Consider the following 23974-nt stretch of genomic DNA (forward strand, 5'->3'; position numbering starts at 1 on the left):
GGCGGCGGGGTTCGTGTCCTGGCGGGTGGTCGCCCGGGGCTCAGGCCTCGCGGCTGCTCTGGGCCAGATCGACCAGTTCGCGCACGGCCACCGCGAACAGCGGGAAGCCGCCCTGGGCACCGCTGCCCACCTGTTCCAGCAGCCGGCACCAGCGGCTGTGCATGGCGGCATGCAGCGCCAGCCACTGGTCGACCCGCTCGGCGGCATCGCGGGGGCCGCCTTCCATCTGCAGCACACTGACGGTCAGCGCCAGCTGCTGGCGGTCGATATCGTCGCGGAAGGTCTCCCGCGCCTGGGCCTGCCAGCTGTCGCGCACCGGCAGATCGGTGACCTGCTGGATCATCCAGGGCAGCTCGAGGCGATCGCCGATCTCGTAGAACACCTCGGCCACCTTCTGCGGTTTCTCCTCGGCCTGGCGGGCCGCCTGGATGATGCCCAGCCCGGCATAGAGACTGGCGGCAGCGCCGACGACGGCGGCGAGTGCCTCGGGCACCCCGGCCTCGACCAGTTCGGTGCGGCGGCGCTCGAAGGTTTCCCGCTCCTCGCCGCGCAGGCGCTTGCCGAGGCCTTCCTGCAGCTGGGCCAGGCGCGGGGCGAAGTAGTCGATGGTGTCGCGGGTATCCAGGCCGACGCGGGTCCGCAGGAACCAGCGCGCGGCACGCCGGATCAACCGCATCAGGTCGAGCATCATGCCGTACTGCACGCGACTCGCCACCTGGTTGTCCAGCGCCTCGATCCGCTCCCAGATGCTGCCCATCTGGTAGACCTCGCGGGCGATCACGTAGGCGCGGGCGATCTCGGCACGGTCCGCACTGGTCGAGTCGATCAGGCGGCGCACGAAGACGATGCCCATGTGGTCGACCAGGTCGTTGGCCACCTGGGTGGCGACGATCTCGCGCTTCAGGCGGTGGGCGTACATCTCGTCGCGGTAGCGCTCCACCAGCACGCCGGGAAAGACACGCTCCACGTAGCGGGTCACCACCGGGTCGTCGGGCACGTCGGAGGCGATCAGGTCGCCCTTGAGCACGCTCTTGGCGTAGGAGATGAGTACCGACAACTCCGGCAGCAGCATGCCCTGCTGGTTGGCGGCACGCTCCTGGAGCTCCTCGTCGGCGGGCAGGAACTCCAGCTCGCGATCGATCTGGCCGGCCGCCTCCAGTTCGCTGATGAAGCGCCGGAAGGGGCCGATACCTTGACGCGCGAGGATCTCGGCCAGGTCCAGCGCCTGGGTCTGACGGTAGTTGCTAAGCAGCACCAGCTCACCGACCTCGTCGGTCATGTCGGCGAGCAGCTGGTTGCGCTGCTTATAGGTCATGTCGCCGCGGGAGACCACCTCGTCGATGAGGATCTTGATGTTGACCTCATGGTCGGAGCAGTTCACGCCGCCGGCGTTGTCGATGAAGTCGGTGTTGACGCGCACGCCCCTGGCTGCGGCCTCCATGCGGCCGCGCTGGGTCAGCCCCAGGTTGCCGCCCTCGCCGACCACCCGGCAGTTGAGCTCGCGCCCGTCGATGCGCAGGGCGTCGTTGGCCTTGTCGCCGACCTGGGCGTCGGTCTCCTCGCTGCTCTTGACGTAGGTGCCGATGCCACCGTTCCAGATCAGATCGACTTCCGACTTGAGCATGGCGCGGATCAGGTCGTTGGGGGCGAGCCGGTCCTCCTGGATGCCAAAGACCGCCTTCATCGGCCGGGAGATGGGGATCGACTTGGCGCTGCGCTTGAAGAGCCCGCCACCCTCGGAGATCAGCGAGGCGTCGTAGTCCTCCCAGCTGGAGCGTGGCAGCTCGAACAGGCGCCGGCGCTCGGCGAAGGTCGCCGCGGTGTCCGGGGTCGGGTCGACGAAGATATGCAGGTGGTTGAAGGCCCCCACCAGGCGGATCCTGTCGGACAGCAGCATGCCGTTGCCGAAGACGTCGCCGGCCATGTCGCCGATGCCCAGCACCGTGAACTCGTCTTCCTGGGTGTTGATGCCCAGGCCGCGGAAGTGGCGCTTGACCGACTCCCAGGCCCCCTTGGCGGTGATCCCCATCTTCTTGTGGTCGTAGCCGTTGGCCCCTCCCGAGGCGAAGGCGTCGCCCAGCCAGTGGCCGTACTCGGCGGAGATCTCGTTGGCGATGTCGGAGAAGGTCGCCGTGCCCTTGTCGGCGGCCACCACCAGGTAGGGGTCGTCGTCGTCGTGACGCACCACGTCCTGCGGCGGCACCACCTCGCTTCCGACCAGGTTATCGGTGACGTCGAGCAGCGCACGGATGAGGATCCGATAGCAGGCGATGCCCTCCTTCTGGAGGGTCTCGCGGTCCGCGCCCTCCGGCATGCGCTTGCAGACGAAGCCACCCTTGGCGCCCACCGGCACGATCACCGCGTTCTTGACCTGCTGGGCCTTGACCAGGCCAAGGACCTCGGTGCGGAAGTCCTCCAGACGATCGGACCAGCGCAGCCCGCCACGGGCCACCTTGCCACCGCGCAGGTGCACGCCCTCGACCCGTGGCGAACAGACGAAGATCTCGTAAAGCGGCCGCGGCTTGGGCATGCCGGTGACCTTCGACGGCTCCAGCTTGAGGGCGATGTAGTCCTTGAAGCCGCCGTCCTCGGTGCGCTGGTAGTAGTTGGTGCGCAGCGTCACCTGGATCAGCTCGGTGTAGCGGCGCAGCAACTGGTCGTCGTTGAGGCTCGCCACGTCGTCGAGCAGCCGCTGGATGCGCGCCAGGCAATCGTCGACCTCGCCCGTGTCGGGACGCTCGGCGGGATCGAAGCGCAGTTCGAAGAGGGTCACCAGTTCGCGGGTGATCTCGGGATGGTTGGCCAGCGTGGTGGCGATGTAGTCCTGGGACATGCCGAAGCGGATCTGCTTCAGGTAGCGAGCGTAGCCACGCAGCATGGCTACCTCGCGCCAGTCCAGGTTGACACCGATGATCAGGCGATTGAAGGCGTCGTTGTCCGCCTCGCCGGCCCAGATGCGACGGAAGGCCTCGATGAAGGGCTCGCGCATCTCCTGAAGGTTCACCTCGGTGCTGGTGTGGTGCTCCAGGTCGAAGTCGTGGATCCAGTAGGCGGCGTTACTGGCCGTGATCTCGTAGGGACGCTCGCCGATCACCCTCAGCCCCAGGTTCTCCATCATCGGCAGGACGTCGGAGAGGGGAATCGGGGCATCGCCATGGAACAGCTTGAGGTTGACCCCGCTGCCCTCCTCCTCCACCAGGCGGTAGAGGGAGAGCGACAGCGGCGCCCCCTCGTCCAGCTCGCCGATGTGATGCAGGTCGTAGACCGCGGTGCGCGCGTTGAAGTCGTCGCGGTAGCTGGCCGGGAAGGCGTCGCGGAAGCGATCCATCAGGCGATTGGCCTGCTCCTCGCCGAAGCCCTCGATGCAGGCGGCCTGGAGGTCGTCGCGCCAGTTGCGCGCCAGTTGGGCCACCTTGCCCTCCAGGCGCCGCAGGTCGTACGCCACCGGCGCCTCGCCGGAGAAGCGCAGGATGAACTGGATGCGCGCCAGCACCGACTCGGAGAGGTAGGTATTGAAGTCACCGAAGCTGGCATCGAGCTCCTCGCACAGCAGGTCCTGAATGCGCAGGCGCAGCTCGGTGGAGAAGACATCCCGCGGCACGAAGGCCAGGCAGGAGTAGAAACGCCCCGAGCGGTCCTCGCGAATGAACAGCCGTACCCGACGCCGCTCGCGGATATCGAGGATCCCCAGGGCGGTCTGGGCCAGCTCCTGGGTGTCGATCTGGAAGAGGTCGTCGCGGGGGTAGACCTCGAGGATCTGCATCAGCTGCTTGCCGTTGTGCCCCTTGGGGTTGAAGCCGGCGATCTCCATCACCGAGCGCAGCTTGCGGCGCAGCAGCGGGATGTTGCGCGGCGAGTCGTTGTAGGCCGTGGAGGCGAAGAGCCCCAGGAAGCGGTGCTCGCCGACCAGCCGGCCCGACTCGTCATAGCGGTCGATGGAGATGTAGTCGGGATAGGTGGGCCGGTGGACCCGGGCATGATGGGCGCTCTTGGCGAAGGAGAGCAACTGCGGCACCAGCACGTAGTGATCGTCCTCGACGCCCTGATCGGTACGGATGCGCTCGCGATAGCGCGGCTGGTCGAGGCGGAAGACGCCGAGTTCGCTGCCCTCGACCCTGTCCAGGCTCTCCTTGCCGCCCCGTTCGCGCACCTCATAGGCGTCGTAGCCCAGGAAGGTGAAGTTGTCCTGGAGCATCCACTCCAGAAAGGCGACGGCCTCGGCGTGGTCGTCGCGATCGGTCTGGGGCGGGCAGCAAGCGCGGATCTCCTCCAGGGCCTCTCGCACCCGGTCATGCATCGTCTCGAAGTCGGCCACGGCGGTGCGCACGTCCACCAGCACCTCCAGGAGGCTGGCCTGCAGTTCCTCCAGCACGGCCGGGTCGGAGTGGCGGTCGATCTCGATGACGATCAGCGACTCGCGATGGGCGGGGGCATCACCGGCCTGGGGCGAGGCGACCCGCTCCAGGCGGTGGTCGCGTCCCCGTGCGGTGGCCAGCACGGCATTGTGGATGGCGTGGACGGTGATCGCGCGGCGATTGAGTTCGATGCGCACCGAGTCGACCAGGAAAGGCATGTCCTCGTGGAGCACCGCCACGAAGGTGTGCGGCGACTGCCAGCCGTGCTCCTCGAAGTCGGGGTTGAAGACCCGGACCTTGGGGTCGCCGGGGTCGAACTGCTGGATGAAGTGCCAGACCGAGAGGGTAGCGCCATAGAGATCGTCGAGGCGGCGCCCCTCCAGGTCGTCCATGGGCACCGCGGCATAGAAGTGGTCGGCGAAGGCCCCGACCGAGTCCGCCTTCCCGGCCTCCAGTCGGGCCTTCAGGCGTTCATGAAGCTGCTTGAGAATGTCCTGCCTTGCATCGTCGTGGGCAACGTGCTGCATCCCTCACCTCGGCTACCGGCGGCCGCTCCTGCGGCCGGAAGTTTCGACACGGCGTCCCGAAAAGGGCCGCCCTGTCGCCAGCTTACGCGAGTCCCGAAGCCGTCCCCAGCCACTTGCCGGCTTGCTCATGGAGCATGACGGTTGCGCATCGCCGCTTGACCTTTCCCGGCCGCGCCGTCCGGGATCAGCGTCGCTCCAGCAGCACGCCACACTCGCAGTGGTGGGTCCAGGGAAACTGGTCGAACAGCGCGAAGCGGGTGATCCGGTGGGTCGCGGTCAGATGCTCCAGGTTGCTCGCCAATGTCTCCGGGTTGCATGAAATATAGACGATGCGCGAATAACCGCTGAGCTGTCGGCAGCTCGCCGCGTCCAGGCCGGCCCGTGGCGGGTCCACCAGTACGGTGGTGAAGGCGTACTCGTGAAGCGCCCACTCGGCCACCCGGCGCCCACCCTTGCGCCCCTCCAGCGCCGCGGCGAACTCCTCGGCGGACATGCGGCCGATCACGGCGTTGTCGATGCCGTTGGCCGCCAGGTTGGCCCGGGCGCTGGCCACCGAGGTGCGCGAGATCTCCGTGGCCAGCACCCGGCGGAAGTTCTCGGCCAGCGCGATGGTGAAATTGCCGTTGCCGCAGTAGAGCTCCACCAGGTCGCCGTCACGGCTGTCGCGGGTGACCTCCCGGGCCCAGGCCAGCATCTCACGGCAGATCTCGGCATTGGGCTGGGTGAAGCTGTTCTCCACCTGCTGGTAGACGAACTCGCGGCCCTCCACCGCGAGGCGCTCCCAGACGTGGTCGCGCTCGAGCACCAGGCGCTGCTTGCGGGAACGGCCGATGATCATCGCCCCGAGGCGCTCCTGCAGACGACGCGCCTCGGCCTCCCAGGCGTCGTCCAGCGGGCGATGGTAGATCAGCGTCACCAGCGCCTCGCCGGAGAGGGTGGTGAGGAACTCCACCTGGAACAGCCGGCGGCGCAGCAGCGGCACGTCGCGGATGGCATCGAGCAGCCCCGGCATCAGCTCGTTGATCCGGCGGCTGGCCACGGGGTAAGCGTCGAGGCGCACCACGCGCTTCTTCGTGGGGTCCTGCGGGTCCACCTCGAACATGGCGTAGAAGAGGTCGTCCCCCTCGTGCCAGAGGCGGAACTCGCAGCGCTGCCGGTAGTGGCTGGGCGGCGAGGGATAGACCTCCAGCGGCGGGGGGGAGAAGCGCGCGAAGTCGCGTGTGATGCGCTCCCGCTTGGCCTCGAGCTGCTGCTCGTAGCGGGCGGGATCGACGACGGGGACGGGAATGGCCAAGGAGCCTCCTGTATCCGGTATTCAGTCGAGGGCCAGCAGCCGGGGCTCGGCGAAACCGTAGCGCGCCAACCCGGCCGTGAGGCGCGGATCCGCCGCAGTGACGAAGCTCGCCCCCGGCCCCTGCTGCGTGGCGACCTCGGTCACCACCTGGGCGGTGCGCCGGGCGATCGCCTCGCTGGAGTCGATCCACCTCACCGGGCGCGGCGCCGCGGTGGCCAGGGCCTCGTGCAGCAGCGGAAAGTGGGTGCAGCCGAGCACCACGGTGTCCAGGTCGGGGTCCTCCCACAGCGGCGCCAGGGCGGCACGCAGCGCCTCGGGATCCGGCGCCTCGCCGGCCAGGCGCCGTTCGGCCTCGCTCACCAGGGAATCGGCGGCGACCCGGGTGACGATGCAGTCGGCGGCGAAGGCCTCGATCAACCTCAGGGTGTAAGGGCGCGACACGGTGGCACTGGTCGCCAGCAGGCCGAAGTGGCGGCTGCGGCTCAGCGCCGCCGCCGGCTTTATCGCCGGCACCGTGCCGACCACCGGCACCCGCAGGCGCTCGCGCAGGGCATCCAGGGCCAGGGTACTGGCCGTGTTGCAGGCCACCACCAGGCCGCTGCAGCGGCTGGCCGCCACCGCCGCCTCGCAGACCGCCAGGATGCGTCGCACCAGCCAGGCGTCCTCGCGCCGCCCGTAGGGCAGCATGGCGTTGTCGCAGGCATAGGCGAGCGCCGCCCCCGGCAGGCAGCGGCGCAGCGCGGCGGCCACGGAGAGCCCCCCGACGCCGGAATCGAACACCAGGATGGGGCCCGCCGTCACCGCCACCTCCCGGCGAGGCGCCCGGAGCGGCGGCGCGACCGATGAGGTGGCGAGACGGGGTGTGGCAGAGTGGGCATCGCGGGGTACTGGCTGGACATGGCGCGCATTCTACCCCAGCCAGGCGACACCTCGCAGCCCGGGGGCGTCAGACGGGAACCGGTGCCTCCTTGAGTTCGGCGTAGAGCTCGGGATAGGCCTCCTGAAGGCGTTCCAGTTGGACCGCGGCGTCCTCCGGCAGGGCCCGGGCCAGGCGATCCAGGGCCTCGTCGTCGAAGTGCTCGCGGATCAGCGGGAAGAGCAGCTCCCGCTCGTCGCGCAGGTAGGCACGATGGGCGTCGAGATAGGCCTTGAGATCGTCGGCGAAGCGATCCATGGGCACCACGGCGTCCATCAGGATCATGTCGATGTCATTGGAGAGCCGACCGAGGCGCTTCTTGAGGTCACGGTAGTCCTCGGCCAGCCGCTCGGTCACCGCCACGCCCTCCGGCGACACCTCCTGGAGCTGTTCGGTGAAGAGGCGCTCCAGCGGCATCGTGAATCCGTCCATGTAATCGAGGATATAGTCCACCACCTCGCGCACCAGTTGGAAGTTGGGGCGCTCGCCGGTGGCCAGGGTCTTCTGCTTGAGCTGCAGAACGTGCAACATGCGCGCCATATTGGCATGATCCTGACGCAGCTGGGTCAGCATGGGCATGTCGGGCCCTCCTGTGTGAGACATGGGAGAAAGCATCTCCATTGGATACGCCATCATGGACAGGGTTCATCGAGAGGCGCTAGAGCCCCTGACGCTCCAGTCACTCTAGCAGCCGGATCGACGACCTGCCGCCCTCCATCTGAACATAAGGAGTCGCCCCATGGACCTCTTCGCTCGCGACACCGACGAGGCCGCCCCCCTCGCCTGGCGCATGCGCCCGCGCCGGCTGGAGGAGTACCTGGGCCAGCAGGCACTGGTGGGACCCGGCAAGCCGCTGCGGCACATGGCCGAGACCGGCACGGTGCGCTCGATGATCCTGTGGGGGCCGCCGGGCACCGGCAAGACCACCCTGGCCGAGTTGCTCGCCGCCGAGTCCGGTGCCCACCTGGAGCACCTCTCGGCGGTCATGGCCGGGGTCAAGGAGATTCGCGCCGTGGTCGAGCGTGCCCGGGCCCTACAGGCCCAGGGGCGCACCACCCTGCTGTTCCTCGACGAGATCCACCGCCTCAACAAGTCCCAGCAGGACGCCCTGCTGCCCCATGTGGAGTCGGGCCTGCTGACCCTGATCGGCGCCACCACCGAAAACCCCTCCTTCGAGGTCAACTCGGCGCTGCTCTCCCGGGCCCGGGTGCACGTGCTCAAGCCGCTTTCCGAGGCCGAACTCCTGCAGGTACTGAGGCGGGCGCTTGCCGACGAGGAGCGCGGCCTGGGCAGGCGGCGCATCCGGGTCGATGAGGAAGTGCTGGGGCTGCTGGCCCGGGCCGCTGCCGGTGACGCCCGCCGCGCCCTGGGACTGCTGGAGACGGCCTGCGACTTCGCCGAACCCGCCGAGGACGGCGGCGAGGTGCTCGGCCACGGGGCGCTGGAGGACGTGCTGGGTCACCAGGCCAGTGCCTTCGACAAGCAGGGCGATCACTACTACGACCTGCTCTCGGCGATCCACAAGTCGGTGCGCTCCTCGCGCCCCGACGCCGCCCTGCTCTACATCGCCCGCTTCGTACAGGGCGGCGGTGACCCCCTGGACGTCGTCCGCCGCCTGGCGGCCATCGCCTCCGAGGACGTGGGCAACGCCGACCCGCGTGCCCTGCCGCTGGTGATGGCCGCCTGGGACGCCTACCTGCGGCTGGGCGACTACGAGGGCCAGCGGGCCATCGCCCACGCCGCCATCCACCTGGCGGTGGCGCCCAAGAGCAATGCCATCGACCAGGCCTGGAAGGCCGCCAAGGCCTTCGTGGCGAGCCAGCCACGGCTCGAGGTACCCACCTACCTGCGCAACGCCCCGACGAAACTGATGGAGACGCTGGGCCACGGCCAGGGCTACCGCTACGCCCACCACGAACCCCACGGCTACCCCGCCGGCAGCGCCCACGATTGCTGGCCCGAAGCGGTGCCCCACGAGCGTTTCTACCGCCCCACGGAGTACGGCCAGGAGAAGCGCTACGGCCAGCTCATGGCCTGGCGGGAGCAGCTCGACGCCGAGGCGGATGGCGGCGCGTAGCGCCGAGCGCCGAGCGCCGAGCGCCGAGCGCCGAGCGCCGAGCGCCGAGCGCCGAGCGCCGCAAGATGCTGTACCGCCAATTCTGGTGTCAACGAGAAACCCGCCGAATGTTGAATCCGGCGGATTTCTCGTCTTCGGCCTCGGCACCTGCTGCCCGTTACCGAGCGGCTGGGCGCTTGCAGCTCGGCGCTAGGCGCTTATTGGCTGTCGCGAATCACATCGGTGCCCTCGGGGATCTCGAAGGCGAAACGCGCATCGTCGATGGCGGGATTCATGCGCACCTCGTCGAACTCGATGGCGGTACGCTGGCCGGTGCTATCGAGCATCTCCAGGGCGGTCAGGCGCTCGCCGCGGAAGGTCATCTCCAGTTCCTCGAAGAGGGTGTCCGCGTTCCTGGGCACCAGGGTGAAGCGCTCGGCACTGCCCTGCTGGCGCCGCGTGACGTCATAGCTGCCGGTGAGCTCGTCGGCGCTGCCGGAGAGCAGCAGCGCCGGGGTATGGGTCACCCGCTGGTCCAGCGCCTGGACGGTGGCCTGCTCCAGGTCGGGGTCGTAGAGCACCACTTCCTCGCCGTCGGAGACCACCAGCTGCTGGTAGGGGGCATCCACCTCCCAGCGGAACCTGCCGGGCCGCGACAGCCACATGCGGCCCCGCGCCTCCTGCAGGCGGTCGCCGCTGGCATCGAGGATCTGCTGCTCGAAGCTGGCCTCGTAGGTCTCGAGCGGCTCCAGTATGCGGGTCAGGCGCTCGGCGCCTTCGCTGGCCAGGGCCGAGAGCGGCATGGCGAGGCCGATGGCGGCGGCGGCAAGGGTCTTCTTCACTGTCATCTCCGTGTCTCCCTGGACGGTTCCGGTGGAAGCCTGTCCCTTCGGACTGCGCCAGCGCCGCCGGGTTGCGGCCCGGGCGGCGCTTGCATGGTGGTTGCATGGTTGACGGGGCACGTCGCGTCCGGCCGACGCAGCGACGCGCCGGCTAGTCGCCCGCCGGGGGCGGCGCCAGCACCTCGCGGGAGCCGTTGGTCCCCATGGTCGAGACGACACCGGCCATCTCCATCGCCTCGACCAGGCGAGCGGCGCGGTTGTAGCCGATCTTGAAGCGGCGCTGCACCGCCGAGATGGAGGCCCGCCGCGACTCGGTGACGAAGGCCACCGCCTCGTCGTAGAGGGCATCCTGTTCGGCATCGTCGCCGTCGCTGCCTCCGCCCTCGGACTCCAGCCCGGCCAGGGCCTCCGCCGAGACGCCGCCGGAGAGGATCTCCTCGATGTACTCCGGTTCGCCGCGACGCTTCCAGTCCTCCACCACCCGGTGCACCTCGTCGTCGTCGACGAAGGCGCCGTGCACCCGCGTGGGCATGCCGGAGCCCGCCGGCAGGTAGAGCATGTCGCCGTGGCCCAGCAGGTTCTCGGCGCCGCCCTGATCGAGGATGGTACGCGAGTCGACCCGGGAGGAGACCTGGAAGGCCATGCGGGTCGGCACGTTGGCCTTGATCAGGCCGGTGACCACGTCCACCGAGGGGCGCTGGGTGGCCAGGATCAGGTGGATGCCGGCGGCCCGAGCCTTCTGGGCCAGGCGCGCGATCAGTTCCTCGACCTTCTTGCCGACGATCATGAACATGTCGGCGAACTCGTCGATCACCACCACGATGTAGGGCAGCTTCTCGAGCACCGGCGGGGTCTCGTGCATCTCCCAGGGCTGCGGTTCCCACAGCGGGTCGGCCACCTGGGCGCCGGCGCGATTGGCCTCGTCGAGCTTGGCGTTGAAGCCGGCGATGTTGCGCACCCCCATGGACGCCATCAGCTTGTAGCGCCGCTCCATCTCGGCCACACACCAGCGCAGGGCGTTGGCGGCCTCCTTCATGTCGGTGACCACCGGCGCCAGCAGGTGCGGGATACCGTCGTAGACCGACAACTCCAGCATCTTGGGATCGACCATGATCATGCGCAGCTCGTCGGGGGTGGCCTTGAGCAGCATGGAGATCAGCATGGCGTTGACCCCCACCGACTTGCCCGAGCCGGTGGTGCCGGCGACCAGCAGGTGGGGCATCTTGCCCAGGTTGGCCACCACCGGCCCGCCGCCGATGTCCTGGCCCAGCGCCAGGGTCAGCGCCGAGGCCTCCTGCTGGTAACGATCGGAGTCGATCACCTCGCGCAGGCGGATCATGGCGCGATGGGGGTTGGGGATCTCGATGCCCACCGTGGGGCGGCCGGGGATCACCTCCACCACCCGCACGCTCTTGACCATCAGCGAGCGCGCCAGGTCCTTGGCCAGGTTGCTGATCTTGGAGACCTTCACCCCGGCGGCGGGCTTGATCTCGAAACGCGTGATCACCGGCCCCGGCCAGGTCTCCACCACCTCGGCCTTGACGCCGTACTCGCGCAGCCGCACCTCCAGCAGCTCGGCCATCTCGGCGAGCTGTTCGCGGCTGAAGTTGGGTTGGTGGGGCTCCGGCGGGGTCAACTGGCGCAGACTGGGCAACTCGCCCTCCGGCTCCGGCATGTCATTGAAGGCCGGACGCTGGTTCTGCAGATGCTCCACCGTCCACAGCCGCATGCCCTCCTCCTCGGTAGCCTCGCGGGCCTGGTCCGCGGTGGCCAGGCGCGGGGACTCGTCGTCCTCGCCGGGGAGCTGCTCGGGATCCGGTGGCTGCAGCGCGTCGGCCTTGCCAGAGTCGCGGGGCTCCCCGGCGGGCCGGGGCGCCTCCGGCTCGGGCGTCGTCCGAGGGGCCACCGTCGCCTCCTCCCGACTGGCCCGCAGCGAGGCCCCCGGCCAGGCGGAGACCGGTTCGTCGTCGTCGGGCAACACCGGCTCGGGCACCGTCTCCGGTACACGCCGCGAGGTCTCGGCGGTGGGCATCCCCCCTCGGGGGGCCTCCCCGGCATCAGGCGCCCCGCTGCCGAGGCGCCCGGCGGTGACGGTATCGGCTCCGCTCGGGGCGAGCGAGGCGCCCGCGGCCGCCGGGGTGCCCCGCGGGGCGTCGGGCGTCTCGCCGGCCCCCAGGGTGAGCCCCGGCTCGCGCCGTCCGCCCCGCACCTCGGCGGCGGAGGCCGAGGATCGCTGACGCTCGGCGTAGGCGGCTCCCGGCTGCTTGGCCGAGGGGGTGCGCTCGGGGACTTCCCAGGGGATCTGGGTGTCGCCATCGTTGCCGAAGCCGGGTTCGCGGCGGGGACCGCCCGCTGACGCCGGGTCGGGATCGCCTTCACGCCCGCCGGGCCGCAGGCGCCGCCACCAGGAACGACGGGGCGCTTCCGAGGAGGCGGCCTCGCCTTCCGCCGCATCGCTGGCGGCCTTCGCCTCGCCACCGGACGCCCGGCGAGCGGGGCGTGTCTCGGCCCGAGGCTCCTCGGGGGCGGCAGGGCCCGCGCCCGAGAAGGCGAAGCGCTGGGCGATCCAGCCCCACAGCCGTAGTGCCCGGTGGCCGACCTCGTCCATCACCGAGAGCCAGGAGACCCCGGTGAACAGCGGGAAACCGCAGAGCATGGCGGCGAGCGCCAGCAGGCCGGTGCCGCCCGCACCCACCATCGGCAGCAGAGCCCCCACCAGCCCCTCGCCGAGGATGCCACCGGTGGAATAGGGCAAGGGCCCCTCGGGGGTGTAGAAGTGCAACGCTCCCAGGGTGGTGGTACCCAGCAACAGCAGCACCAGGCCGCCGCCACGCACCGCCAGCGCCGTGGCATCCCACTCCAGGTGGACCTGGCGGGCGCGCAGCAGGCGCCAGGCGGCGAAGCCCAGCATGCCGGGCCACCACAGGGCACTCACGCCGAACAGCGAATAGAGCACATCGGCGAGCCAGGCACCCACCGGCCCCATCCAGTTGGCCACCTCGGTCTCGGGACCGCTGCGCGACCAGCCGGGGTCGGCGGACTCGAAGCTGAACAGGGCCAGCAGCAGGAACACGCAGGCGGCCAGCAGCAGGATCGCCACTCCCTCGCGAGCCGCCCCCTGCAGCTTCAAGCCGAAGCGCTTCGCCGTCTCCCTGGCATGCGCCGCGTTCACACGACGCGACGAGGTCTGCTTATCGACACTCAAGTGGTCATCCCCCTTGCGCCACGCCTGGCGTCTCTTCCGGTTGCGTGGCGCCAATCATACCGAGCCGGCGGCGCCCATCACAGTGGGTGTGGCTTGAGCCGGGTCGACGTGGGCGGCACACTGTCGATCCCGCCGCAAGGATGCCGTCCGCCATGCTGCCCTGGCTCCCGCCCCACCCCGTCCGCTTCCCGCCCGTGGCCCAGGCCCTGGACGAGCCCGACGGCCTGCTCGCCGCCGGCGGCGAGCTGACTCCCCGCTGGCTGCTGGCCGCCTATCGCCGCGGTATCTTCCCCTGGTACGGTGACGACCAGCCGATCCTGTGGTGGAGCCCGGACCCGCGCATGGTGCTCTTCCCCGAGGAGATCCGGGTTCGCCGCAGCCTGGCCAAGCGCCTGCGCAACGCCGGCTTCACGGTCACCGCGGACCGCGCCTTCGACGCCGTGGTGGCGGCCTGCGCGGCACCACGCAGGGGCCAGCCCGGCACCTGGATCAGCGACGAGATGCGCGTGGCCTACGGCCGGCTGCACGCCCTCGGCGCCGCCCACTCCGTGGAGGTATGGCGGGACGCACGGCTGGTGGGCGGGCTCTACGGCGTGGCCCTGGGCCCGGTGTTCTTCGGCGAGTCGATGTTCTCCCGCGAGCCGGACGCCTCCAAGGTGGCGCTGGTCAGGCTGGCCCGCGCCATGGTCGTCGGCGGCGGCCGGCTGATCGACTGCCAGATGCATACCGACCACCTGGCCAGCCTGGGTGCCTGCGACATCGCTCGGGAAGCCTTCATCGGCTATCTTGAGGAGTGGCTGGGGAGCCCGCCGGAGGTGGAGCCCGACGACGCCGGCTTCCTGGCCGCCCGATGGTCCTTCGCGCCCCTCGACGGGCTCGACGAGGACGCCACTTGACCGCCTCGCTCCAGGGAGAGTCACCGTGAGCAGCAACGCCCCCCGACAGCCCGTACGGGACCTGCGCTTCTTCCTCACCGTGCCCCACGCCTGCAGCTATCTGGAGGGGCGCGAGGCGACCACCCTGTTCCTGGATCCTCAGGAGTCGCCCGGCCAGGGCGTCTACGACACCCTGGCCCTGCTCGGTTTCCGGCGCAGCGGACGCCACCTCTACCGCCCCCACTGCGAGGGCTGCAGCGCCTGCATCTCGGTGCGCATCCCGGTGGACGACTTCGCCCCCAACCGCACCCAGCGGCGCCTGGCCCGGCGCAACGCCGACCTCAGCCTGCACCTGCGTCCGGCGATCTACGATCCCGAGCACTACGCCCTCTACGCCCGCTACATCCGTACCCGCCACGCCGACGGCGACATGTATCCACCGAGCCACGAGCAGTACCGTACCTTCCTGACCCTCGACCAGGAGTACGCGCGGCTGCTGGAGTTCCGCCTGGCCGGCCGGCTGGTGGCGGTGGCGGCCTACGACCAGCTGGAGCACGGCCTGTCGGCGATCTACACCTTCTTCGACCCCGATCCGGCCCTGGAGCGCCGCTCGCTGGGAACCTTCGCGGTGCTCACCCTGATCGAGCAGGCCCGGCGTCGCGGCCTGCCCCACGTCTACCTGGGGTACTGGATCCGCGAATGCCGCAAGATGGCCTACAAGCAGGCCTTCCAGCCCCTGGAGCGGCTCGACGGTCGCCACTGGCGCCGCATGATCCCCACCTGAACGGCACCATTCGCGGCGCTTCTTTGCCATGGCGGGCGGCATGCGGCACAATATCGCGCTATTCTTCCGGCACGGGCCCGCGATGTCCCGTCGCCCGCATGTCTCATCCACCAGCGAGGAATCGCCTATATGGCACGTGAAGACCATATCGAGATGGAAGGCGTCGTCGTCGACACCCTTCCCAATACCACTTTCCGCGTCGAGTTGGAGAACGGCCACGTGGTGACCGCGCACATCTCCGGCAAGATGCGCAAGAACTACATCCGCATCCTGACCGGCGACAAGGTCAAGGTGGAACTGACTCCCTACGACCTGACCAAGGGTCGCATCGTCTACCGCTCCCGCTGATCCCGGCGGTCGAGCGCCCTCGACCGGTTCCCGTCCGGCACCCCCGCCGCACACGACAACGCCCCGTCCGTGGACAGGGCGCTGTGTCGTGCCGGAGGCCGAGGCGCCTCAAGGCGCGTCGGCCAGCTCCGCCTCGGTTGCGAGGTGCAGCTCGCCATCCTCCACGCTGACGTGCACCACCCCGCCATGCTCGGAGAGCTCGCCGAACAGGATCAGCTCGGCCAACGGCTTCTTGAGCTTCTCCTGGATCAGGCGCGCCATGGGACGGGCGCCCATGTCGGGATCGTAGCCCTGCTCCGCCAGCCAGGCCCGTGCCTCCTCGTCCACGTCGAGCTGGACGCGCTTCTCGTCGAGTTGGGCCTGCAGTTCCACCAGGAACTTGTCCACCACGCTGCGCACCACCGAGGTGGGCAGGGAGTGGAACTGGATGATGCCGTCCAGGCGGTTGCGGAACTCCGGCGAGAAGGTCTTGCGGATCGCCTCCAGGGCATCGGTGGAGTGGTCCTGGGTCTGGAAGCCGATGGAACGCCGCGTGGCCAGCTCGACCCCGGCGTTGGAGGTCATGATCACGATCACGTGGCGGAAGTCCGCCTCGCGGCCGTTGTTGTCGGTCAACCGGCCATGGTCCATCACCTGCAGCAGCAGGTTGAAGACCTCGGGATGCGCCTTCTCGATCTCGTCGAGCAGCAGCACGCAGTGGGGCTGCTTGGTGATCGCCTCGGTGAGCAGCCCCCCCTGATCGTAGCCCACGTAGCCCGGAGGCGCGCCGATCAGCCGTGACACCGTGTGGCGCTCCATGTACTCCGACATGTCGAAGCGTAACAGCTCGATGCCCATGATCTTGGACAGCTGGCGGGCCACCTCGGTCTTGCCCACCCCGGTGGGGCCGGCGAACAGGAAACTGCCCACCGGCTTGTCCGGCGACTTGAGGCCGGCCCGCGACAACTTGATCGCCGCCGCCAGGCTGTCGATCGCCTCGTCCTGGCCGAACACCAGCATCTTGAGATCGCGGTCGAGGTTGGCGAGCAGCTTGCGGTCGGAGCTGGAGACGCTCTTCGGCGGAATCCGCGCGATCGAGGCCACTACCGCCTCGACCTGGTCGACGTCGATGGTGTCGACCCGCACCTCCGGCGGCAGCAGCCGCTGGTGGGCGCCGGCCTCGTCGATCACGTCGATCGCCTTGTCGGGCAGGTGGCGGTCGTTGATGTAGCGATCCGCCAGGCGCGCCGCGCTATCCAGGGCACCGTCGGTGTACTTGAGCTGGTGATGTTCCTCGAAGCGCGAACGCAGCCCCTTGAGGATGCGGATGGTGTCCTCCACCGAGGGCGCCGGCACGTCCACCTTCTGGAAACGACGCGCCAGGGCGCGGTCCTTCTCGAAGATGCCACGGTACTCCTGGAAGGTGGTGGAGCCGATGCAGCGCAACTCGCCGGAGGAGAGCAGCGGCTTGAGCAGGTTGGAGGCGTCCATCACCCCACCGGAGGCGGCGCCGGCACCGATCACGGTGTGGATCTCGTCGATGAACAGCACGGCATTGGGCTGCTTGCGCAGCTCGGCCAGCAGGCTCTTGAGGCGCTTCTCGAAGTCGCCACGATACTTGGTGCCGGCGAGCAGCGCGCCCATGTCCAGGGAATAGACCACGGCATCGCCGATCACCTCGGGCACGTCCTCCTCGACGACGCGCTTGGCCAGGCCCTCGGCGATGGCGGTCTTGCCCACGCCGGCCTCGCCCACCAGCAGCGGGTTGTTCTTGCGCCGCCGGGCGAGGATCTGCACCACCCGCTCCAGCTCATGCTCGCGGCCGATCAGCGGGTCGATCTTGCCCATGCGGGCCTGCTCGTTGAGGTTGGTGGCATAGCCGGTCAGAGGGTTGGAGGCGGTCTCACCGCCTTCCTCGGCCTCCTCGGCATCGCTGGAGGGAGAGGACGAGGGGCTCTGGCCATGGCCGGACACCTTGGAGATGCCGTGGGCGATGTAGTTGACGGCATCGACCCGGGCCACGTTCTGCTGCTTCAGGAAGTAGACCGCCTGGCTCTCCTGCTCGGAGAAGATCGCCACCAGCACGTTGGCCCCGGTGACCTCGCTCTTGCCGGAGGACTGCACGTGGAAGACGGCACGCTGCAACACGCGCTGGAAGCCCAGGGTCGGCTGGGTCTCGCGATCCGCCTGGTCCTCGGGAATCAGCGGGGTGGTGGAGTTGATGAAGTCCTGCAGGTCGGACCGCAGCTTGTCGAGGTTGGCCCCGCAGGCACGCAGCACGTCTGCCGCGGAAGCATTGTCCAGCAGAGCCAGCAGCAGGTGCTCCACGGTCATGAACTCGTGACGCTTGGAACGCGCCACGGTGAAGGCCGTGTTCAGGGTCAGTTCAAGTTCTTTGCTCAGCATGGCAGTCCCCTTCTTGCCGCCCAGGGCTTTGCGTCGGATCTTTCGAGGTCCGGCATCATCAACATCGGGCACAAATGCCACCGTTGCAAGCCTTGCTGCCAACGGCAGCCGGTGTCACGCCCGTCGCGACCATGTCCGGGGGGTCAGTCCGTCGCCTCGATGTCCGAGAGCAGCGGATGCTGACACTCTCTAGCGTATTGATTGACCTGATGGCTTTTGGTTTCCGCGATGTCGCGGGTGAAGATGCCGCAGGTCGCCTTGCCCTGCGTGTGCACCGTCAGCATCACCTGCACCGCGGTCTCGCTATCCATCTGGAAGAAGGTCTGTAGCACCTCCACCACGAACTCCATGGGGGTGAAGTCGTCATTGTGCAATACCACTTTGTACATCGGCGGCTCGGCCAGTTCCGGCTCGGCGGTCTGCACCGCCTGGTCGCCCTCCTCCTCGGTTCCCGGAGGGCGCGTCATGCCGCACCGCAGGTCTCTCTCGAACATAACCACCATCATCCGTCGCGACAGGCCGCTCGCCATCCATCAGTCTAACCGACATTGGACGCCGTCGAGGCAAGCGGGTTCATGTTTGCCTTCCACCATACCGCAGCGTGCCATGCCCACAATGCAGCGGCCCCCGCCCGGAAGCCAGGCGGGGGCCGGGCACGGCGAGTGCCGACGACGGCGCTCGCGGTGGTGCCTCAGCGCTTGGCCACCAGCTCCAGGGCAGTGTTGAGGGTCCGGCTGGGCCGCATGGCGGTGCCGGCCAGCGCCAGGTCCGGGTGGTAGTAGCCGTTGATGTCCACCGGTTGCCCCTGAACCGCATTGAGCTCTTCGACGATCACCGACTCCTTGGCGGAGAGTTCCTCGGCCAGCTTACCGAACAGCGCCTTGAGCTCGGTATCCTCCTCCTGGGCGGCCAGCGCCTCGGCCCAGTACAGGGCCAGGTAGAAATGGCTGCCGCGGTTGTCCAGCTCGCCGACCTTGCGCGAGGGCGACTTGTTGCTGTCGAGGAACTTGCCGTTGGCCTCGTCCAGCGCCTTGGCCAGCACCCGGGCCCGGGCGTTGTCGAAGGTCTTGCCCAGGTGCTCCAGGGAAGCGGCCAGGGCCAGGAACTCGCCCAGGGAGTCCCAGCGCAGGTGGTTCTCCTCGAGGAACTGCTGCACGTGCTTGGGTGCCGAGCCACCGGCGCCGGTCTCGAACAGGCCGCCACCGTTCATCAGCGGCACGATGGAGAGCATCTTGGCGCTGGTCCCCAGCTCCATGATCGGGAAGAGGTCGGTCAGGTAGTCGCGCAGCACGTTGCCGGTCACCGAGATGGTATCCTCGCCCTTGCGGATGCGCGCCAGGGAGAACTCCATCGCCTCCACCGGCGCCATGATGCGGATGTCCAGGCCGCTGGTGTCGTGCTCGGCGAGGTAGGCCTCGACCTTCCTGATCAGTTGCGCATCGTGGGCACGCTGGGCATCGAGCCAGAACACCGCGGGGGTGTCGCTCTCGCGGGCACGGGTCACGGCCAGCTTGACCCAGTCCTTGATCGGGGCGTCCTTGGTCTGGCACATGCGCCAGATATCGCCCTTCTCCACGGCATGCTCGAAGAACAGGCTGCCCTGTTCGTCGACGACGCGCACGGTGCCGTCGGCGGGCACCTGGAAGGTCTTGTCGTGGGAGCCGTACTCCTCGGCCTTCTGGGCCATCAGGCCGACGTTGGGCACGCTGCCCATGGTGGTGGGATCGAAGGCGCCGTGCTGCTTGCAGTCGTCGATGACGGCCTGGTAGATGCCGGCATAGCAGCGATCGGGGATCACCGCCTTGGCATCGTGCAGGGCATCGTCGGAGCCCCACATCTTGCCGGAATCGCGAATCATCGCCGGCATGGAGGCGTCGATGATCACGTCGCTCGGCACGTGCAGGTTGGTGATGCCCTTGTGGGAGTTGACCATCGCCAGGTGGGGACGCTCGGCATAGAGCGCCTCGATGTCACCCTCGATCTCGGCCCGCTTGGCCTCGGGCAGCTTGGCGAGGGTGGCGTAGAGGTCGCCGATGCCGTTGTTGGGGTCGAAGCCCACCTGCTCCAGCGCCTCGGCGTGCTTCTCCAGCACGTCGCGGTAGAACTCGTTGACCACCATGCCGAACATGATCGGGTCCGAGACCTTCATCATGGTGGCCTTGAGGTGCAGGGAGAAGAGCACGTCCTGCCGCTTGGCATCCTCGATCTGCTCGGCGACGAAGGCGCTGAGGGCCTTTTCGCTCATCACCGCGCCGTCGATCACCTCACCGGCCTGCACCGGGGTCTGCTCCTTGAGCACGGTGGTGCTACCGTCCTTGGTGACCAGCTCGATCCTGGCCGCACCCTCGGCCGCCAGGGTGGCCGACTTCTCGCTGCCATAGAAGTCCCCTTCGTTCATGTGGGCCACGTGGGAGCGCGAGTCGGCACTCCACTCGCCCATGCGGTGCGGGTACTTGCGGGCGTAGTTCTTGACCGACCTCGGCGCACGGCGGTCGCTGTTGCCTTCACGCAGCACCGGGTTGACGGCACTGCCCTTGACGCGGTCGTAGCGCGCCTGGATGTCGTGCTCGACCTGGGTGGTCGGCTCGTCGGGGTAGTCGGGCAACTTGTAGCCCTGCGCCTGGAGCTCACGAATGGCGGCCTTGAGCTGCGGCAGCGAGGCGCTGATGTTGGGCAACTTGATGATGTTGGCCTCGGGCGTCTTGGCCAGCTCGCCCAGCTCGGCCAGGTGATCCCCCAGTTGCTGCTCGTCGGTCAGGTAGTCGGGGAACTGCGCGATGATGCGGCCGGCCAGGGAGATGTCCCGGGTCTCCACGGCGATGCCGGCGGAGTCGGTGTAGGCGTCGATGATCGGCAGCAGGGAATGGGTGGCCAGGGCCGGCGCTTCGTCGGTGAGCGTGTAGATAATCTTCGGCGTTTTTGACATGTTGGCGTTGATCTCTCTGGTCACTGCAATGGCATGAAACGGGATCGGCAGCGCTCGCTCACGATGTCGGGTGAACAGGGACCCGCTCCGGCGACGAGACATCGGCCGGCCCGGCGACTCCGGCCCTCGGGGCGGGTCACGGCAGGTCCTGAAATGACGAGGGCGCTCCCGGCGAGCGAGGCGCAGTATACCAGTCCACCGCAGACGACGCATGAGCAATGGATCCGGGCCCCGATCCCCCTGCGCCACCTGCCATCCGGGGTCGCCTCGGGGTAAGATTCCCCCATGAGCCGCCTATACCTCTTCCACAAGCCGTACCGCGTCCTCTCCCAGTTCACCGACCGGACCGGGGCGGATGGCTCGCGCCGTGCCACCCTGGCCGACTACATCGAGGTGCCGGGCATCTACCCGTCGGGTCGCCTCGACCACGACTCCGAGGGCCTGCTGCTGCTCAGCGACGACGGCGAACTGATCCATCGCATCGCCCACCCGCACCACAAGCAGCCCAAGACCTACCGCGTGCAGGTGGAGGGCGAGCCCGGCGATACCGCCCTGCAGGCGCTGCGCGACGGGGTCGAACTGAAGGACGGGCCGACCCGGCCGGCGAAGGTGCGCCGCCTCGCCACCCCGGCCCTGCCCGAGCGCGACCCACCGCTGGACCCGCGGCGCCATCCGCTCACCACCTGGCTGGAGCTGACCATCACCGAAGGACGCAACCGTCAGGTACGCCGCATGACCGCCCACGTCGGCCACCCCACGCTGCGCCTGGTGCGCGTAACCATCGGTCCCTGGCGGCTCGACGACCTGGCACCCGGCGAGTGGCGCCGCGAGACCCTGCACGCGCCGACGCCGTCCCACGGCCCGACGCCACGCCGACGCAGCGGCAAGCGGCCGGGCACGGACGGCAGCAACCACCGGAGAGGAGGCAAGCGATGAGCCGCTGGCACCCCCATGTCACCGTGGCCTGCGTGGTGGAACGCGCCGGCTCCTTCCTGATGGTGGAGGAGGATCGCGGCGGCACCCAGACCGTCTTCAACCAGCCCGCCGGCCACCTGGAACCGGGTGAACGGATCCGCGACGCCGCCCTGCGCGAGGTCGAGGAGGAGACCGCCTGGCGGGTCGGCATCAGCGACTACCTGGGCATGTACGTCTATGAGGCACCGGACGGCCTCACCTTCCACAGCCACGCCTTCCTGGGCATGGCCCTGGCCCACATGGGCAACGACCTGGACCCGGCGATCCACGCCGTGCACTGGCTGCCCCTGGAGGAGCTGGAGGCCCTGGATCGCCAGCGCCGGCTGAGAAGCCCCCTGGTCCTGCGCCGGGTGCGCGACGCCCTGGCCGGGCGCTTCTACCCCATGGATGTTATCCACGAGCGGTAAGGGGCAAGGAGCAAGGAGCAAGGAGCAAGGAGCAAGGAGCAAGGAGCAAGGAGCAAGGAGCAAGGAGCAAGGAGCAAGGAGCAAGGAGCAAGGAGCAAGGAGCAAGGAGCGCAGTATGACCTCGGCGCTCGGCGCTCGGCGCTCACATCATGTATAATCCTCGCCCATTTAGGATCCACCGATTCCGAGGGCGCCCATGACCGCCACCCCAGGCAAGGTGATCGTCGGCATGTCCGGCGGCGTCGACTCCTCCGTGTCCGCCCTGCTGCTGCTGGAGCAGGGTTACCGGGTCGAAGGCCTGTTCATGAAGAACTGGGACGAGGACGACGGCACCGAGTACTGTACCGCCAAGGCCGACCTGGCGGACGCCGAGGCCGTGTGCGAGAAGCTCGGCATCGAGCTGCATACCGCCAACTTCGCCGCCGAGTACTGGGATAACGTCTTCGAGCACTTCCTGGCCGAGTACCGGGCCGGGCGCACGCCGAACCCGGACATCCTCTGCAACCGCGAGATCAAATTCAAGGTGTTCCTGGAGTACGCCGAAATACTCGGCGCCGAGCGGATCGCCACCGGCCACTACGTGCGCGGCGGCGTGCGCGACGGCCGACCGCGGCTGCTCAAGGGGCGAGACATCAACAAGGACCAGAGCTACTTCCTGCATGCTGTGCCCGAGGCCGCCATCGCCCGCACCCTCTTCCCGGTGGGCGAACTGGAGAAGCCCGAGGTGCGCGCCATCGCCGATCGCCATGGGCTGGCCACGGCCAGGAAGAAGGATTCGACGGGGATCTGCTTCATCGGCGAGCGGCGCTTCCGCGACTTCCTCCGGCAGTACCTGCCGGCCCAGCCCGGCACCATCGAGACGCCGGACGGCGACACCATCGGCGAGCATATGGGGCTGATGTACTACACCCTGGGCCAGCGCCAGGGGCTGGGCATCGGCGGGCTCGCCGACTACCCGGAGGAGCCCTGGTACGTGGCCGCCAAGGACCTCGAGCGCAACGTGCTGGTCGCCGTGCAGGGCAAGCATCACCCACTGCTCTACACCGACAGTCTGGCCACCGAGGCCATGGACTGGGTCGCCGGTGCGCCACCAGCGACGGAGGGCCGCGTCACCGCCAAGACCCGCTACCGCCAGGCGGACGTGCCCTGCCGCATGCGCGTGGCCGCCGACGGTGGTGTCGAGGTGCGCTTCGACCGCCCCCAGCGCGCCGTCACGCCGGGCCAGTCGCTGGTCCTCTACGACGGCGACCTCTGCCTGGGCGGCGGCGTGATCCGCGACACCTGGAACGCCACGGAGGTGGCCGCATGACCGCGTCCACCCCGATCCATCGCGTGCCGGACGACCCCGTGACCCGCCAGGCCCTGGCGCTGGCCGGCGTCTTCCAGTCGGCCAGCCTGGTCGACGAGCTGGCGCGTACCGGCCAGGTGGACCAGCGCGCCTGGGACACCCTGATCCACGCCACCCTGGACACCGACCCGGAGAGCTTCGAGGCGATCTACGGCGGCCATCCCAACAACCTGCGTCGCGGCCTCGAGGTGCTCGACGCCGTGGTCGGCCGCAAGCAGGCCAACCCGGTGGTGCTGCGCTACGGCTTCTCGCTGCTGCTGCTGATGAACAAGCTGCGCGGCAACACCGCCATGCTCGACGAGCTCGGCAACCAGCTATCGCGCATCCAGGGCCAGGCCGGGCACTTCGGCAACACCCACGAGAACGTCATCGCCAGCCTCGGCGAGGCCTATCAGGAGACGGTCTCCACCTTCAAGACCCGCATCGTGGTGCAGGGCGACCCCTCGCTGCTGCAGAGCCGCATGATGCCCGAGCGGGTGCGTGCCTGCCTGCTGGCCGGCATCCGCTTCGCCTTGCTGTGGCACCAGCAGGGCGGCCGGCGCTGGAAGCTGGTCTTCCAGCGCGGCGCCCTGAAGAAGGCCCTGGACCAGCTAAGCTGACCCATTTACTTATCATTCCATCACTTGGGAGACACTGAATAAATCGACCGAGCGGGATGAAGCGCAAGGCGCCCGCAGCGCAGACACCGGAGCCTATGCGGTACTAGGTGAGGATGTCGACCGGGCTGGCGC

Annotated in this window: 17 protein-coding genes; 8 read left to right on the forward strand and 9 right to left on the reverse strand. The window is 68.8% G+C overall.

Translation table 11 applies throughout. The features are described from left to right. Nucleotides 1-40 precede the first annotated feature (40 nt). The 4 genes from QWY80_RS13265 to QWY80_RS13280 form a co-directional block, all read right to left on the reverse strand. Nucleotides 41-4882 carry an NAD-glutamate dehydrogenase gene (locus QWY80_RS13265; RefSeq protein WP_290232268.1) on the reverse strand — a complete coding sequence of 1614 codons (4842 nt, stop codon included), beginning with the start codon at nt 4880-4882 and terminating at the stop codon, nt 41-43. A 184-nt stretch (nt 4883-5066) separates the two neighbouring features. Next, on the reverse strand, nt 5067-6170 hold the full coding sequence (gene trmA, locus QWY80_RS13270) for a tRNA (uridine(54)-C5)-methyltransferase TrmA (protein WP_290232604.1): 1104 nt from the start codon (nt 6168-6170) through the stop codon (nt 5067-5069). 27 nt (nt 6171-6197) lie between these two features. Then, the gene (murI, locus tag QWY80_RS13275; RefSeq protein WP_290232271.1) at nt 6198-6977 is read right to left on the reverse strand and encodes a glutamate racemase; all 780 of its coding nucleotides are present in this window, start codon (nt 6975-6977) and stop codon (nt 6198-6200) included. A 145-nt stretch (nt 6978-7122) separates the two neighbouring features. Next, nucleotides 7123-7665, reverse strand: a complete 543-nt coding sequence (locus QWY80_RS13280; RefSeq protein ID WP_290232607.1) for a hemerythrin domain-containing protein — start codon at nt 7663-7665, stop codon at nt 7123-7125. A gap of 166 nt (nt 7666-7831) precedes the next feature. Here QWY80_RS13280 and QWY80_RS13285 point away from each other — a divergent pair, with 166 nt between their 5' ends. After that, on the forward strand, nt 7832-9169 hold the full coding sequence (locus QWY80_RS13285; RefSeq protein ID WP_290232273.1) for a replication-associated recombination protein A: 1338 nt from the start codon (nt 7832-7834) through the stop codon (nt 9167-9169). A 197-nt stretch (nt 9170-9366) separates the two neighbouring features. Here the strand turns inward: QWY80_RS13285 and lolA are convergent, their stop codons facing one another. Both lolA and QWY80_RS13295 read right to left on the reverse strand, forming a co-directional pair. After that, a complete protein-coding gene (lolA, locus tag QWY80_RS13290; protein WP_290232275.1) occupies nt 9367-9996 on the reverse strand; it encodes an outer membrane lipoprotein periplasmic chaperone LolA in 630 nt (209 codons plus the stop codon). Nucleotides 9997-10141: 145 nt separating this feature from the next. Then, nucleotides 10142-13195: a DNA translocase FtsK gene (locus tag QWY80_RS13295; RefSeq protein WP_290232277.1), complete on the reverse strand. Its 3054-nt coding sequence runs from the start codon at nt 13193-13195 to the stop codon at nt 10142-10144. A 152-nt stretch (nt 13196-13347) separates the two neighbouring features. Between QWY80_RS13295 and aat the strand changes: the two genes are divergently transcribed. The 3 genes from aat to infA all read left to right on the forward strand — a co-directional run bounded on the left by aat (nt 13348) and on the right by infA (nt 15202). Then, nucleotides 13348-14091 (forward strand): leucyl/phenylalanyl-tRNA--protein transferase, encoded by a 744-nt coding sequence (aat, locus tag QWY80_RS13300; protein WP_290232280.1) that lies wholly within the window; start codon nt 13348-13350, stop codon nt 14089-14091. Nucleotides 14092-14116: 25 nt separating this feature from the next. After that, nucleotides 14117-14854 carry an arginyltransferase gene (locus QWY80_RS13305; RefSeq protein WP_290232282.1) on the forward strand — a complete coding sequence of 246 codons (738 nt, stop codon included), beginning with the start codon at nt 14117-14119 and terminating at the stop codon, nt 14852-14854. Nucleotides 14855-14983: 129 nt separating this feature from the next. Next, on the forward strand, nt 14984-15202 hold the full coding sequence (gene infA / locus QWY80_RS13310; protein WP_010627817.1) for a translation initiation factor IF-1: 219 nt from the start codon (nt 14984-14986) through the stop codon (nt 15200-15202). Nucleotides 15203-15310: 108 nt separating this feature from the next. Here infA and clpA read toward each other — a convergent pair whose 3' ends face one another. The 3 genes from clpA to QWY80_RS13325 all read right to left on the reverse strand — a co-directional run bounded on the left by clpA (nt 15311) and on the right by QWY80_RS13325 (nt 20513). Next, complete coding sequence (clpA, locus tag QWY80_RS13315) at nt 15311-17587, reverse strand: ATP-dependent Clp protease ATP-binding subunit ClpA (protein WP_290232298.1); 2277 nt, start codon at nt 17585-17587, stop codon at nt 15311-15313. 143 nt (nt 17588-17730) lie between these two features. Next, a complete protein-coding gene (gene clpS / locus QWY80_RS13320; protein WP_290232300.1) occupies nt 17731-18081 on the reverse strand; it encodes an ATP-dependent Clp protease adapter ClpS in 351 nt (116 codons plus the stop codon). 197 nt (nt 18082-18278) lie between these two features. After that, nucleotides 18279-20513, reverse strand: coding sequence for an NADP-dependent isocitrate dehydrogenase (locus QWY80_RS13325; RefSeq protein WP_290232302.1), 2235 nt, complete (start codon nt 20511-20513; stop codon nt 18279-18281). A 285-nt stretch (nt 20514-20798) separates the two neighbouring features. Between QWY80_RS13325 and QWY80_RS13330 the strand changes: the two genes are divergently transcribed. The 4 genes from QWY80_RS13330 to hflD all read left to right on the forward strand — a co-directional run bounded on the left by QWY80_RS13330 (nt 20799) and on the right by hflD (nt 23842). Next, the gene (locus QWY80_RS13330; RefSeq protein WP_290232304.1) at nt 20799-21449 is read left to right on the forward strand and encodes a pseudouridine synthase; all 651 of its coding nucleotides are present in this window, start codon (nt 20799-20801) and stop codon (nt 21447-21449) included. Next, on the forward strand, nt 21446-21895 hold the full coding sequence (locus QWY80_RS13335; protein ID WP_290232306.1) for an NUDIX domain-containing protein: 450 nt from the start codon (nt 21446-21448) through the stop codon (nt 21893-21895). The genes QWY80_RS13330 and QWY80_RS13335 overlap by 4 nt, the downstream gene beginning before the upstream one ends. Nucleotides 21896-22091: 196 nt before the next feature. Next, on the forward strand, nt 22092-23204 hold the full coding sequence (mnmA, locus tag QWY80_RS13340; protein ID WP_290232308.1) for a tRNA 2-thiouridine(34) synthase MnmA: 1113 nt from the start codon (nt 22092-22094) through the stop codon (nt 23202-23204). Then, entirely contained in the window at nt 23201-23842 is a 642-nt protein-coding gene (gene hflD / locus QWY80_RS13345) for a high frequency lysogenization protein HflD (protein WP_290232310.1), read from the forward strand. Before mnmA ends, hflD begins: the two co-directional genes overlap by 4 nt. Nucleotides 23843-23974: the final 132 nt, after the last annotated feature.

Origin of the sequence: Halomonas ramblicola (genome assembly GCF_030409215.1) — a bacterium.
Lineage (GTDB): Bacteria > Pseudomonadota > Gammaproteobacteria > Pseudomonadales > Halomonadaceae > Halomonas > Halomonas ramblicola.